The sequence below is a fragment of the Actinomyces respiraculi genome, from assembly GCF_014595995.2.
GTDB lineage: Bacteria > Actinomycetota > Actinomycetes > Actinomycetales > Actinomycetaceae > Actinomyces > Actinomyces respiraculi.
Genome location: NZ_CP063989.1, coordinates 1,957,697 through 1,971,729, shown reverse-complemented (window position 1 = coordinate 1,971,729; position 14,033 = coordinate 1,957,697). Strand labels below are relative to the sequence as shown.

Sequence of the window (14,033 nt, the reverse complement as noted above, 5' to 3'; positions counted from 1 at the left end):
CCAATCAGCGACCACCTCCCGCCCGTGCGGCCAGGACGGCGTCGGACACGGCGCCGGGGTCCCCGCCGGGAAGCTGCCCGATGACGCGCCCGGCGTCCATGACGAGGACCCGCCCGGCTCGGGCCGCGGCCGCGGCGTCATGGGTAACCATGAGGACGGCGGTGCCCGCAGCGGTGAGCTCGGCGAGCCAGTCGAGGACCGCCGCCGCAGCCCCTGCGTCCAGGGCCGCGGTGGGCTCGTCGGCGAAGACGACGGCGGGCCGTGAGGCCAGCACCCGGGCGATGGCGACCCGCTGGCGCTCGCCCCCGCTGAGCTCATGGGGCAGCTGCGAGGCCTGGGCGGACAGGCCGACGCGCGCAAGGGCCTCGCTGACCTGCGCCCGGCTCAGGGGCCGGCGCCGCAGCCGCCCGGGCAGGGCGACGTTCTCGCGTGCCGACAGCGCCGTGACGAGGTTGTCCTCCTGGAAGACGAAACCGACGTGCTCGGCGCGCAGGCGTGCGGCAGCGCGCGGGCTGAGCCCCGTGGTCCGGCGGCCGAGCACGCTGACGGTGCCCTGGGTGGGGCGGTCCAGTCCCGCCAGGCAGGCCAGGAGCGTGGACTTGCCGCAGCCCGAGGCTCCCACGAGCGAGGTGAAGGACCCGGCCGCAAGTGCCAGGCTCACCGAACTGACGGCCGTCACGCCCTGACGGCGCCGCCCGGGCAGGGGGTAGACCCGGCTGAGGTTCCTGCACTCCAGGGCCGGGACGCCCGCGGACGGGGATGGGGGAGAAGCCGACGTGGTGTTCATGCCGCCAGGCAACCGCGTCACCCCTGCCGGGTCACTGGCGCTGGCCCCCGATGTGGGCGCTGCCGCCACCACTGGGCGGTGATGCCGGCACCACCGTGGTTCTCGGGTGGTTCTCGGGTCCTGGCACCCGTGTGGGGCGCCGTCGCCTGCCGTAGCGTCGAGGTCATGTCTCGCACCGTCCCGGCAGCCTCCCCGGCAGTACTGCCCACGGCCCCCGGCCCGCGTCCCGCGCACCCGCGCCGCCCGTGGCTGCACGCCACGGTGGTGGTCCTGGCCGAGCTCGCGCACGCTGCGGCCTTCCTCCCGCTGGTGGCGCTGGGGATCTTCCTCCTCCTGCTCTTCCCCCTCACCCTGCCCCTGGCCGCCGAGCTTGAGCGGGCCTGTGCTCGGATGGCGGGAGCCACCGCCCCCTCCTCCAGGCTGCCGGGCCACAGGCTCTGGCCGTGGCTCGTCTCCCGTGCGGGGCAATCGGGCTTCTGGGTGCGTGACCTGCCGCTCGTCGTCGTGGGTCTCGTGCTGAGCGCCCCCAGCTTCTTCATCGCCGTCAGCGGCGGGACCCTGTCCGCGATCCTCGTCGCCCTGCCGTTTCAGGTCTCCGCCGAGGACCCGCTTGAGGTCCGTCTGGTCGCCTGGTCCGTCGAGATCGGCTCGCCCCGGCAGGGCTGGTGGCTGCCGATCCTGGGGGTCGCCTGCTTCGCGGTAACCGCCGCCCTGCTCTACGTACTGGGGCGCCTGCGCACACGCCTGACCCAGACGCTGTCCGACTCCTCGCAGGAGGAGCGCCTGGCCACCCTCAGCGCCGAGGTCGGCCACCTCACCGTCGGGCGCGCCACCCTTGTGGACGCCTTCGACGCCGAGCGTGCGCGCATCGAGCGGGACTTGCACGACGGCGTCCAGCAGGACCTCGTCGCGCTCACCATGGGCCTGGGCATGACGCGGGTGCGCGTGCTCTCACTCGCCGAGGACGGGCAGACCGGGGCCCTGCGCGAGGCCCTGCTCTCCGACCTCGAGGCGGCCCAGGACCGGGCGGAGGCCGCACTGCGGGCCCTGCGTGACACCGTCCACGGCATCCGCCCCGCCATCCTCACCGAGCGCGGGCTGGGCCCGGCCCTGCATGACCTGGTGGGCCGTGCGCCCCTGCCCACCAGCGTGAGCGTCACGGGAGCCGAGGAGCACCTGGCGGCCCTGAGCTCGCCGGTGGCCACCGCCGTCTACTTCGCCGTCTGCGAGGCCCTGACCAATGCCGCCCGGCACGCCGGTGCCCAGGCCAGGGCCACCGTGCGGCTCGACGTCAGCGCCGAGGGGCTGCTCGCCGTCGTCACCGACGACGGGTGTGGCGGCGCCGACCCGACGGCGGCGGGCTCGACCGGCCTGGCCGGCATGTCCCAGCGCCTGGAGTCCGTCGGCGGGCGCCTCGCCGTCGACTCCGCGCCCGGAGCGGGCACCCGCCTGACCATCACCGCCCCACTCACCCCGCCCTGGGCTGACAGCACTGAGAGCACTGACAGCACTGGAAGCACTGAGCGCACAGTGGGGCCCCACCCTGCGAGCCACCCCGCACGCACAACCCTTGGCTGAGCTGGGGCAGGATGGCCCCATGAGGATCCTGCTCGCCGACGACGCCGCCCTCCTGCGCGAGGGCATCGCCGGCCTGCTGGCCGCTGCCGGGCACGAGGTCGTCGCCCAGGTCGCCGACGCCGACGCCCTGCGCGCCGAGGTCACCCGCCTGGCCCAGGTGGGAGCGCCGCCCGACGTCGTCGTCACCGACGTGCGCATGCCGCCCACCGGCACCGACGACGGCCTGCGCGCCGCCGTCGACCTGCGTGCCGCCCACCCGGGGCTGCCCGTCGTCGTCCTGTCCGCCTACGTCGCCGGCCCCTACCTGCGTGACCTGCTCGGCTCGGCCACCACCTCGGACGGTGGTGGCGGGGCCGTGGGCTATCTGCTCAAGGAGCGGGTCGGGCGCGTGGACGACTTCCTGCGCAGTCTCGACGTCGTCGCCGCCGGGGGCGTCGTCATCGACCCCGAGGTCCTGGCCACCCTCATGGGCGCAGCCCGGCCCGCCACCCCGGTGGGTGCAGGCGCCCCGGCGTCGGGCGGGGACGCCGAGCGGGTCCGGCGGCTGACCGAGCGCGAGCGCGAGGTCCTGGCACTCATGGCGGAGGGCCTGTCCAACACCCAGGTGGCCGAGCGCCTGGTCCTGTCCGACGGCGCCGTCGCCAAGCACGTGGCCAATATCCTGGCCAAGCTCGACCTGCCGCCCGGTGAGGACACCCGCCGTGTGAGGGCGGTCCTCACCTGGCTGCGCGCCACCGCATGACGGGCAGGGCCACGCCGTCGGCACCCCTCGCGCCCTCGGTCACCGACTGGCGCGCTGGGGCCCGGCTCCTCGGAGCCCGGGACGCTCGGCACTCACTGCCTGTGGCGGATGTGCTCCTGGCAGCCGCCTGCCTGCTCGTGGCCTCCGTCTCCCTCAGCTTCCTCAGCCGCTTCGGCCTCCATGCCGTCTACGTCGCCGACCTCCTCATCGGATGGGTCATCGCCGCCGCCCAGCCCTGGCGCCGTGCCCGCCTGCGGGCCAGTGCCCTCGTCACCGCGGCGGGCCTGGCCGCCTATGCGGTGCTCACCTTCCTCTCACCGGTGTCGCTGGGAATCTCGCCGCTGGCCCTGACCGCCCTGACGACGCTGCACGCCTGCCTGCGCTGGGACCCCGACCCGCGCTGGGGCCGTGGGGCGGTGGCTGCAGCGCTACTCGGCTGCCTCGTCAACCCGGTCAACATGATGCTGCTGGGTCGTCACCGCCTCACCGAGCAGACGCTCGCCTCCGCCACCGTGGACCTGCTCGTCTCCTGCACTCTGAGCGCCACGGTGTGCCTGCTCGCCGTCGTGCTCGTTACCGTTGACGCCCTCAGGCGCCGCCAGGCGGCCCAGGCCAGGGCTTACGAGCGTCAAGCCGTGCGCCGACGGGCCGTGGACGAGGAGCGGCTGCGCCTGGCCCGCGAGCTCCACGACGTCATCGGCCACTCGCTGACCGCCGTCAAGGTCCGTGCGGGCACGGCCCTGGCCCTCGATGACCCGGGCACCCACCGCGCCGCGCTGGTCGACGTCGAGCGGACGGCGGCCGCCTCCCTTGAGGAGGTGCGTGAGCTCGTGCGCGTGCTCAGGGCTCCGGGTGAGGGTGCGCTCGCCCCGGCGGACCTCGGTGCCGTTCACGAGGCGCTGGCCGCCGTGCGGGCCGCCGGACTGGAGGTCGAGGCGGACTTGCCCGCGGCTGCCGCCCTGTCCGCGCTGGGGCAGGGCTGGGGCGTCCACCAGCGCCTGGCGGTGCTGCGCTGCGCCCAGGAGGCGCTGACCAACGCCCTGCGCCACGGCAATGGACAGGCCGCCTTCCGCGTGTGGGAGGCCGACGGCGCCTGCCGGCTCACCATCGTCAATGGCCTGCCGGCACCAGCCGGGCCCGCGGAGCCCGGCAGTGGCCTCAACGGTCTGGCCGAGCGGGTCAGGCTTGTGGGCGGTGTACTGAGTGCCGACGTCGTGCCCGGACCCGAGGGCGCGCGCTTCGTCCTCGACGTCACCGTCCCCGTCACCATCCGCAGGAAGGAGCACCATGACTGACACCCGCCTGCCGGTTCGCGTGGTCGTCGTCGACGACCAGGAGCTTGTGCGTATCTCCTTCGAGATGCTGCTGGCGGCCCAACCGGACATCGAGGTGGTGGGCAGTGCCGACGACGGCGCGGCTGCGCTCACGGTGCTGCGGTCAGTGGCCCCGGACGGCGCCGCCGATTGTGTCCTCATGGACCTGCGCATGCCCGTCCTGGACGGGGCGAGCGCCATCCGGGTCCTGCGCGCCGACCCGGAGCTGGCCACCACCCGGGTGCTAGTGCTCACCACCTTCGACGACGAGGAGCTCGTCCTGGAGGCACTGCGGGCCGGTGCCGACGGTTACCTGCTCAAGGACACCTCGCCGCAGGTGCTGCTTGAGGCGGTGCGCGCCGTCGCCGCCGGTGGTTCCTGGCTGGACCCGGCGGTCACCGGCACGGTGCTGGCCCAGCTGGGTCAGGGCGGAGCGCAGGACTCGGCCGCCACAGGGGCCGTCACCGCCTCGGGGCGAGACCTGGGCCCTGCGCCCGCCGATGCCGCTGCGGATACCGTGGCCGCCGCGGGCACCCGGGCCCTGGCCGAGCCCTTGACCCTGCGCGAGGAGGAGGTCCTGGCCCTCGTGTGTGAAGGACTGTCCAACACCGCCGTCGGCGAGCGCCTGCACCTGGCCGAGTCCACCGTCAAGACCCACGTGCGGTCCCTGCTGGGCAAGACCGGCTGCACCAACCGGGTTGAGCTCATCGTCCACGCCTACCGCCACGGCATGGTCGCACCGGCACCCGACAACGCGCTGCCTCACTGAGCACGGGCCCCTCCTCCCCAGGGGGGAGAGGGCGGGCGTGGAATCGTCCGGACGGTGACCCTCGGGAGGATCCGCCGACCCCCACGGGGCGCGGACCCTCATGCTATGAGCACCACGACACCCACCACCGCCCCCGCACCTGAGGTCCCCGGCCTGCACCTGGAAGGCCTGACGAAGTCCTTTCGCCGCAAGCGGGTCCTTGACAGTCTCGACCTCACCGCCTGGCCCGGACGCGTCTACGCCCTCTTGGGACCCAACGGCGCCGGAAAGTCCACCACCCTGTCCATCGCGCTGGGGCTCATGCGGCCCGAGGTTGGCAGCGTAGCGATCCTCGGCCGGCCCTTCGACCGCAGCTGCCTGGCGCATATCGGCGCCTCCATCAACGGCCCCTCCTTCTTCCCCAGGCTCAGCGCCCACCGCAACCTCGCCGTCCACGCCCACCTGACCGGTACCGACCTGGACGTTATCGACCCACTGCTGAGGCGGGTCGGGCTCGGCGATGCCGGCCGCACGCGCGCAGGCTCCTTCTCCACCGGCATGAAGGTGCGCCTCGCCCTGGCCATGGCGCTGCTGACCGACCCAGAGGTCCTCATCCTGGACGAGCCCCAGAACGGGCTCGACCCGCAAGGCGTCATCGAACTGCGCGACCTCCTGCGATCCCTGGCGCACTCCGGGCGCACCGTCGTCGTCTCCAGCCACCAGCTGGGCGAGATGGCTCGCATGGCCGACGACGTCGGTGTCCTGAACCGCGGACGACTGGCCTACGAGGGCCCCCTGCAGGGCCTGGCCGACCCCGACGACGGCGTCGGCCTCGAGAACGCCTACCTGGCACTGGTCACCGGGGCAGGGGTGCAGCGATGAGCACCGCAGCCGCCACAACCCGCCGCGCCCGGCTCCTGCGCGCCGAGCTGCTGCGCTCCCACCGGACCTTCACCTGGGGCTCACTTGCCGTGAGCCTGGCCATGGCCGTCTACTGCCTCGTCCTCGCTCAGGCTGCTCGCCTCAACGGCCTGTATGACGACGGCGGCCAGTGGGACGGCAACATCCTCGCCTGGCTGTCCTTCTACCCGGCTGCTGTCGCCCTACCCATCGGGGCGCTCACCGGGGCCATGGCCGAGTGGCGTGAGCAGCGCTGGCGCTACGGCGGCACCGCCTGGCGGCCCGTGCCCGCCGCGCGCTCCACCCTCGCCCGCGCCGCAGTGCTCGTCCTCGCCGCGCTCGCGGCCCAGGTGGTGCTGCTTCTGCCCGTCGTCGCCCACGGTCTGCTCCTGGGGCAGGGCCTGGGTCCAGCCGGACGCTACCTGCCCTTCGGTCTGCTCATGTGGGTGGGCACGGGCGGTGCCGCCCTGCTGGGTGCGCTCGCCTGCAGGCTCCTGGGAGGCGTCGGAGTCGGCCTGGCCCCCGCGGTGGCTTTCGTGTGCTGCGTCGCCGGCGCCGTGGGTGCCGAAAGCGCGGGCTGGCAGTTGCGGCCGTGGACCTGGCTCATGCGCGGCAGCCTGCCGCTGCTGGGCGTGCACGGCAACTCCGTCCCCCTCGAACCGGGCTCGCCCGTGTGGCACTGGCCGTGGTGGCCGTCGGCCGTGCTCCTGACCGGCCTGTTCGCCGCTGCCCTGGCGCTGCTCGTGGCGGTGCCCGAGCGGTCACTGGGCGGCCGTGGACGCATCAGGCGCCTGGCGAAGGCGGGCCAGATCCAGCCGCGGCGTCAGGGCCATGGCGTGAGCACATCCAGGCCTGTGTTTGCCGCCCTGCCGGCTTCACCCCGCCTCAGTGGGCGCCGGCGGCCACTGCGGGCGCTCCTGCTCGTCCTGCCCTGGGGCGTGTGGAGCCTGCTGGCCGTGCTCATGGTCGCGTTCATCAGCCTTGTCAATGCCCTGTACGGATCCGGCACCGCCCTGAGCGTGCTGGGTCTTGTGTGCCTGCCCGTCTCGGCGACGGTCGCCGGCATGACCGCTTGGAGCGCACAGTCCGGCGCCCGCCGCGGTCTGCTGCTGCGTGAGCGGGTTGGTGTGCTCGATGCCGTGACCCTGGGGCTCACGACCGTCTTCCTCAGTGCGGTCGCCACGGTCTCCTGGGTGGCCGCCGGAGGGAGTGCCGCGGCGGTCTCAGGCCTGGCACCTGCACACATGCTGCTCGTAGCCCCCTGGGTCCTACTCATGAGCACCGCGGCCGCCTACGCCGTCAATCAGCTCGCCGGCCTGGCCACCTCCGTCGCCGTCGCCGTCTTCGGGCTGCTCACGAGCCTCGTCATCGCAGGCACCGAGGTGCTGTCAGAGGCTCTGTGGCCCGCCGCCCCGTGGGGCTGGGGGCAGGTCGTCTCCACTGCTCCCGGCAGGTGGGTGCTGGTGACGGGTCTGAGCGCCCTGCTTGCGGCCGCTGGGCTGGGGGCCTGTGTCCTGGGCGGACGCAGCGCGGCGCTGCGGGCCGGGACCTGAGAGGGTCGTCGGCTGACGGCTCAGGCTGTGAAGAGCTCGCCGGGCAGCGCCGTCAAGCCCCGCGAGACGGCGGCCGTGCCGTCGCCGCGCAGCAGGGCGAAGTCGTAACGGAAGCCCGCGGCGGCCAGCACGGCGGGCTCCGTGAGGAACAGGGCGGTGGCCAGGCCGTCCGCGGTGGCGGCGTCCTCGGCGATAGCCCAGGTCGCCACCGGCACGCGCTCGCCGCCGACCGGCAGCCCGGTGACGGCGTCGAGCAGGTGGTGCAGGCCCGGTCCCCAGGTCCGCCGGTAGCTGCCCGAGGCGCATAGCGCTCCGCGCCTGAGCTCGACGACACCAATGACGCCGCTGACGCGCGGGGTGGCGGTGGGGTGGTCCCCGGCCGCTCTCGGCTCCTCCAGACCCAGGCGCACGGGCTGCTCGGAGCGCACGAGCAGGTCCCCCGAGCCATCGACCACGTACTGCTCCACCCCGGCCGCCTCAAGCGCCTGTCCCACGAGGTCGACGAGGGCTCCCTTACCGACAGCGCCCACGTCCATGAGTGCCGGTCGCTCAAGCGTGAGCCGGTCGCCGTCGTGGTGGGCATCGCGGCCCCACACGGGACGTCCCCCCGCAGCGCCCAGGCGTGCGAGTGCGCCGTCCTGCACGACGAAGGTGCAGGACTCGTCGTAGCCCAGGGCCACGAGGTCGGAGCCCACGAGCGGGTCCAGGCGTCCGGCGGTGGCCGCGTGAAGCCGGTCGTAGAGGTCGAGCATCCGGGCGGAGCCCGCCGGCAGGTCGAGGGTGATCGGCCCGGTGTCGCTCCGGCCCGCCGCGGCCCGACTCACGAGGGAGCCGGGCCTGAAGCGGGAGAAGACCTCCTCGTAGGCGTCGATGAGCGCGACAAGCTCTTCGCGTAGCGCAGGGGGCAGTGGCTCGTGGGTGAGCACCCGCCAGGTGGTGCCGGTGGCGGGCGTTCGCCACACCTGTGTCCAGGGGCGCGCGTCCGGCCGGGGCAGTGGGTCGGGGGAGGGGCGCATATGACCAGCATGCCCCGGTGCGCGCCGACGATCGCCGTCGGAACGAGACTTCATGACAGCGTGTCCGCCTTGTGTGAGCCGTATTTTGACGACGGCGAAATGGTGACCCTAAGGTGATTCACGCAGGCCAGGCTTACCTATCCACCTGTCCCGCCATCCCCAGACAGACGCGCGTGAGGAACACCAGCCACATGCCCTCCCAGCCCCAGGCCCTCGTCGGCTCGCGCTCCCGCACGCCCAGTGGACAGGTGAGCAGGGCCGCCGTCGTCCTCCTCGCCGCCCTCATGCTGCTCCTGAGTGTGCTCAGCCCGCTTGGCCCGCGCCCCACGGCTGCCGCTGCCGAGGCCGACACCGACGTCGACACCTGGACCCAGGTCGTCGAGCGCATCTCCGACGAGCTCGACACCGCGATCGAGGAGTACGCAGCCGGCGACTACCCGGGTGCCGCCGCTGCCGTTCTCAAGGCGCAGAACTCGGGCTATATCGCCTCCAACATGCGCAACGTCGTCACCGACACCCTCGGCGCCGACGCCTCCAAGCCGTACACAGAGGCCTTCACCTCCCTGAGTTCTTCCGCCCACTCCGCAGGCAACGACGAAGCACTGGCCACCGGCGTGGCCGACCTCGTCGCTTCACTCACCGAGGCCGCCACCGCACTCGACGCCACCGAAGGTCTGGCCGGCCCTCGGGACTACGCCCAGGCCCTGGCCACGCGGATCGCCGAGGAGCGCGCCGCCATCGACGCCAGCTCCACCGCGGACACGTCCGGGCGAGGCGAGCACACCTGGGTTGAGATCGCCACCGAGATGAACGAGCTCATCGACCAGGGCCTGGCCGAGACCCTTGCGGGCAACGGCAGTGCCGGGGCCGAGCTCGTCAACGAGGCCTACTACGGCTACTACGAGAAGCTCGGCTTCGAGAAGAAGGTCATGACGATCTCCGGGGACCGGGTCTCACTCGTGGAGTCCACCTTCAAGAACACCCGCAAGGCCATGATCGCCGGCGACGCCGAGGCGGCCACCCAGCACGCCGAGACCCTCAAGGGCTACCTCCTTGAGGACGCCCGGATGCTCGACGGCGGCGCCGCCGAGGACATCAGCCCCCTCACGGCCTTCCTCACCGGCACCTTCGGCCAGGCCTTCCTCATCCTCATCCGCGAGGGGCTCGAGGCCCTCCTCGTCGTGGCCGCCGTCATCGCCTACCTCGTCCAGGCGGGGATGAGGAACCGGGTGAGGTACGTCTACCTCGGCGTGGCCCTGGCCCTCATCGCCTCCGGCGTCGTCGCCGCCCTGTTCTCCGCCCTGTTCAGCTCCGCCTCCGCCTACCAGGAGGCCCTGGAGGGCGTGGTCGCGATCATCGCGATGCTCATGCTCCTGTTCACCTCGAACTGGATGCTCTCGAAGTCCTCGGTGGCCTCGTGGAACCGTTACATCAAGGACAAGACCGAGGCCTCCGTCTCCGCGGGCGGGTTCTGGGGCCTGGTGTCCCTGTCCTTCCTCGCCGTCTTCCGCGAAGGGGCCGAGACCGTCCTGTTCTACCAGGCGCTGTTCGGCATCGACCCCACCGCCGGCGCCAGCATCTGGCAGGGGTTCGCCACCGCCGTGGCCGTCCTGCTCGTCATCTTCCTGCTCATCCGCTACACGAGCGTCAAGATCCCCCTGCGGCCCTTCTTCGCCGTCACGTCCTTCCTCATGGCACTGCTCGTCATCGTCTTCGCAGGCGGCGGTGCCCACTCGCTCCTCGAGGGCGACATCATCCCCGCCACCTACCTCGAAGGCGTGCCCACCTACGACGTCCTCGGCTTCTATCCCTACGTCGAGACCATCGGCTTCCAGGTCGTCATGGTCGCCGTCGTCCTGGTCCTGTCCCTCGTCTCGGTCATGCGTCACCGCCGTGCCGACCGTGCTGACCGTGCCGCCAAGGACGCCTGAGCCCAACCACCAACCGTACCAACCATCCACCACACCACGTAAAGGATCATCCCATGCGTTCCCTCACGCTCGTCTCCTCTCTCGCAGCCCTCACCCTGGTCGGCACCCTGGGCCTGGCCGCCTGCGGCTCCTCCCAGGACAACGCCCCCGCCTCCGACTCCACCATGGCCGAGGGCCAGATGGCCGACGGCGAGGCAATGGACGACGGCGAGGCCGCCTTCACCGAGTACCCCATCGGCGAGGACCAGGAGATCTCCTCCGGTGGCACCCCGCAGATCAACGTCGCCCTCGTCTACTTCCAGCCGGTCGACATGGAGCCCGCCGGCTCCTCCGGCCTGGCCGCCTCCCAGTCCAACTTCCACATCGAGGCTGACATCTCCGCCCTGGCCAGCAACACGCTCGGCTACCCCGAGGGCTCCTTCATCCCCGGTCTGACCGTCACCTACAAGATCGTTGACGCCGCCTCCGGCCAGGTCGCCAACAACGGCGCCGCGGAGGGCACCTTCATGCAGATGAATGCGTCCGACGGCCCCCACTACGGCGCCAACATCGCCCTGCCCGAGGACGGCACCTACAACATCATCATCGGCGTCTCCTCCCCGGAGGAGGCCGGCTGGGTCCTGCACGTCGACCCTGAGACCGGTGTCACCGGCCGCTTCTGGGAGGCCACCGAACTGACCTGGGAGAACTGGGAGTACACCGTCCAGGAGTGGTGAGACCACCTCAGACCACCTCAGCGGCCGCCCGTGCGAGAGGGGTATGTGCCCACCCCTACGGCGGCCGTCTGATTCACTGGCGCCGTGACCCCGGCCGACCCGGCCTGGAGCGTCACGGCGCCGGCGGCTCGCCCCCACCCGGGGGGCCCGCCCGCAGAACCGACAACAAGGAAGTGTGACCAGACGTGCTCGAGCGATTCGTCTCCGTCGTCGGGGGAGCGACTCTGCCCTTCCTGCTCTACGCGGCCGCCGCCGTCATCCTCGCCCCCGCCCTCATTGAGGGTTGGCCTCGCAGCTCGCGCTGGCGCCTGGCCGGCGCCCTGGTCGGCACCGCCGGAGGCATCATCTTCGCCGCCCTGCGTGCGCTGGCCATCATCCACGACCGCACCGGCGTCACCGTGCCCACCCTCATCGTGTGCGTCCTGGCCGACGCCGCCCTGCTCACCAGTGTCCTGCTTCTGGCGCGCCGTCCCCGCTGGGGGGCCGAGGGTCGCCTTGGCGCCGTCGCCCAGGTGGCCGCCTGCACCGCCCTGGCCGCCGCCTTCTTCCGCGCCGTCCCGGAGGTCGTCCTCCAGCTCGCCGCCTTCATCGAGCCGGGCGAGGAGGTTGTCTCCTCCACCATGCTGCTGCGCGTGCTCGGCTTCGTCGGTGCCTGGGCCTGTGTCGCCATCCTGTCCTTCCTGTACTACCGCGCCGCGCGCCGCGCCCCCGTGGTCCTGACCCGGGCCAGCCTGGCCGTCTTCCTCACCGTCGTCACCGCCGTGCACCTGCTGCAGCTGTTGCGCGTGCTCAACGGCACCCAGCGCATCCGCATCACCGGCACCGGCTTCAGGCTCCTGTCCTGGGCCGCCAACAACTTCGAGGGCGCCATCCTGCTGACCGCCGCCGCCATCTGGCTCGTGCCCCTGGCTGTTGAGCTCGCCCGCGCCCTGGGCCGCGCCCCCGCGCAGGCCAACCCCGCCCGCCTGCGCGCCGTCAGGGCCGAGCGGCGCCGCTCACGGCGCTGGGTCCTGGCCTCCGCGGGCGCCTTCACCCTCCTCGTGCTCACCCGCACCGTCGCCGTCGCCAAGCTCAACGAGGTCCCCACCCTGTCCGAGCCGGAGCCCTACGAGCTCGCCGCCTCCGGCGCCCTCATCCCCACCAGCCTGCTGGCCGACGGCCACCTGCACCGCTTCTCCTACGAGGCCACCAACGGCACCCAGGTGCGGTGGATCGCCCTACTCAAGAACGGTGGGGCCTACGGCGTCGGGCTCGACGCCTGCGAGTCCTGCGGCCCCTCCGGCTACTACGAGTCCGACGGCAAGGTCATCTGCAAACGCTGCGACGTCGCCATCAATCCCGCCACCGTCGGCTTCAAGGGCGGCTGCAACCCGATCCCCATTGAGTACACGGTCGAGGACGGCACCATGCTCATCCCCACCGAGGTCCTGGAGGCCAGTGCCGAGGTGTTCGCCTGATGTTCCTTGCGCGCCTGCTGCACCGCTCCTTCACCCGCCAGCTGCGCCGCCGCTCCCTCATCGGCCTGACCGTGGCGTTGAGCGCTGCGATCAGCGTCGCCATGCTCGGTGTCGTCTTCGACGTCGGCGACAAGCTCAACGCCGAGCTCACCGCCTACGGCTCCAACATCGTCGTCCAGCCCAAGGCGGACGCCGTCGTCGCCGACCTGTACGAGACCGAGGACGAGCCCCAGGCCACCGCCTTCATCGACGAGGCCTCGGTGCCCACCATCAAGACGATCTTCTGGGCCTACAACATCGTCGACTTCGCCGCCCGCCTCACCGGCCAGGCCGACGTCGCCGCCTCGACCGGCACCTCCTCCGAGGATCTGGTCGTCGTCGGCACCTGGTTCAACAAGAAGCTCGAGCTGCCCACGGGGGAAACGGTCGTCGCCGGCGTCACCACCTTGCGCTCCTGGTGGTCCCTTGAGGGTCGGTGGCCCGACGACGAGGCCGACGAGGCCGTCGTCGGCTCCGCCCTGGCCCAGCAGGTTGGTGTGCGCACCGGCGACGTCATCACCCTGACCACGCCGCTGGGCGAGCGTCGGCTGACCGTCACCGGCGTGTACACCTCCGGTGATGACGACGACGCCACCCTGTACGCGCCGCTGGCCGTCGTCCAGGAGCTCACCGGCCACGTCGGCCAGGTCGAGCAGGTCGAGGTCAAGGCCCTGACCACCCCCGAGAACGACCTGTCGCGCAAGGTCTCGCAGAACCCCGCCATCGTCTCCAACTACGAGTGGGAGACCTGGTACTGCACCGCCTACGCCTCCTCCATCACCTACCAGATCGAGGAGTCCATCCCCGGCGTCGTCGCCAAGCAGGTCCGCCAGGTTGCCGCCGTCGAGGGCAGCGTCCTGGAGAAGACGCAGGTCCTCATGATCCTCATGACCGCCCTGTCACTGCTTGCCGCCGCCCTCGCCGTCGCCTCCCTCACCACCGCCTCCCTCGTGGAGCGCACGAGTGAGTTCGCGCTGCTCAAGGCCGTTGGCGCCTCCAGCGCCTCGATCAACCGGCTCATCCTGTCCGAGACCGCCGTTATCGGCGTCATCGGCACGGCCGTGGGCGCCCTGGTCGGCTCCGGCCTCGCCCAGCTCATCGGCAGGATCGTCTTCGACTCCTCCATCACGATGCGCCCCATGGTTTACGTCCTTGTCGTTCTGCTCGTCGCCCTCGTCCTGCTCGTCGCGACCTCCTCGTCGATGCGCTCGATCCTCAGGATCCAGCCGGCGACGGCCCTGCACCGGAGGTGA

The 14,033-nt window shown here is 72.1% G+C and carries 12 protein-coding genes; 10 read left to right on the top strand and 2 right to left on the bottom strand.

The genetic code is table 11. The features are described from left to right. Positions 1-4: 4 nt before the first annotated feature. Entirely contained in the window at positions 5-787 is a 783-nt protein-coding gene (locus ID810_RS08205) for an ABC transporter ATP-binding protein (protein WP_188232598.1), read from the bottom strand. A gap of 165 nt (positions 788-952) precedes the next feature. Here ID810_RS08205 and ID810_RS08200 point away from each other — a divergent pair, with 165 nt between their 5' ends. From ID810_RS08200 to ID810_RS08175, 6 genes are all read left to right on the top strand, one after another. Next, on the top strand, positions 953-2,365 hold the full coding sequence (locus ID810_RS08200; protein WP_166856779.1) for a sensor histidine kinase: 1,413 nt from the start codon (positions 953-955) through the stop codon (positions 2,363-2,365). 19 nt (positions 2,366-2,384) lie between these two features. Beyond that, positions 2,385-3,107 (top strand): LuxR C-terminal-related transcriptional regulator, encoded by a 723-nt coding sequence (locus ID810_RS08195; protein WP_166856781.1) that lies wholly within the window; start codon positions 2,385-2,387, stop codon positions 3,105-3,107. A 101-nt stretch (positions 3,108-3,208) separates the two neighbouring features. Next, positions 3,209-4,402 (top strand): sensor histidine kinase, encoded by a 1,194-nt coding sequence (locus ID810_RS08190; RefSeq protein WP_243856621.1) that lies wholly within the window; start codon positions 3,209-3,211, stop codon positions 4,400-4,402. Then, on the top strand, positions 4,395-5,189 hold the full coding sequence (locus ID810_RS08185; protein WP_166856786.1) for a response regulator transcription factor: 795 nt from the start codon (positions 4,395-4,397) through the stop codon (positions 5,187-5,189). The genes ID810_RS08190 and ID810_RS08185 overlap by 8 nt, the downstream gene beginning before the upstream one ends. A gap of 105 nt (positions 5,190-5,294) precedes the next feature. Further along, positions 5,295-6,050, top strand: coding sequence for an ABC transporter ATP-binding protein (locus ID810_RS08180; RefSeq protein ID WP_166856789.1), 756 nt, complete (start codon positions 5,295-5,297; stop codon positions 6,048-6,050). Further along, complete coding sequence (locus tag ID810_RS08175) at positions 6,047-7,621, top strand: ABC-2 family transporter permease (protein ID WP_166856791.1); 1,575 nt, start codon at positions 6,047-6,049, stop codon at positions 7,619-7,621. The genes ID810_RS08180 and ID810_RS08175 overlap by 4 nt, the downstream gene beginning before the upstream one ends. A gap of 20 nt (positions 7,622-7,641) precedes the next feature. Here the strand turns inward: ID810_RS08175 and ID810_RS08170 are convergent, their stop codons facing one another. After that, positions 7,642-8,637 (bottom strand): FAD:protein FMN transferase, encoded by a 996-nt coding sequence (locus tag ID810_RS08170; protein WP_166856793.1) that lies wholly within the window; start codon positions 8,635-8,637, stop codon positions 7,642-7,644. A gap of 173 nt (positions 8,638-8,810) precedes the next feature. Here ID810_RS08170 and ID810_RS08165 point away from each other — a divergent pair, with 173 nt between their 5' ends. The 4 genes from ID810_RS08165 (at position 8,811) to ID810_RS08150 (ending at position 14,033) form a co-directional block, all read left to right on the top strand. Next, positions 8,811-10,568 carry an FTR1 family iron permease gene (locus ID810_RS08165; RefSeq protein ID WP_243856623.1) on the top strand — a complete coding sequence of 586 codons (1,758 nt, stop codon included), beginning with the start codon at positions 8,811-8,813 and terminating at the stop codon, positions 10,566-10,568. Positions 10,569-10,621: 53 nt separating this feature from the next. Continuing rightward, positions 10,622-11,284 (top strand): iron transporter, encoded by a 663-nt coding sequence (locus ID810_RS08160; protein ID WP_166856795.1) that lies wholly within the window; start codon positions 10,622-10,624, stop codon positions 11,282-11,284. A 185-nt stretch (positions 11,285-11,469) separates the two neighbouring features. Beyond that, a complete protein-coding gene (locus ID810_RS08155) occupies positions 11,470-12,741 on the top strand; it encodes a DUF2318 domain-containing protein (RefSeq protein ID WP_166856797.1) in 1,272 nt (423 codons plus the stop codon). After that, positions 12,741-14,033: an ABC transporter permease gene (locus tag ID810_RS08150; protein ID WP_166856799.1), complete on the top strand. Its 1,293-nt coding sequence runs from the start codon at positions 12,741-12,743 to the stop codon at positions 14,031-14,033. Before ID810_RS08155 ends, ID810_RS08150 begins: the two co-directional genes overlap by 1 nt.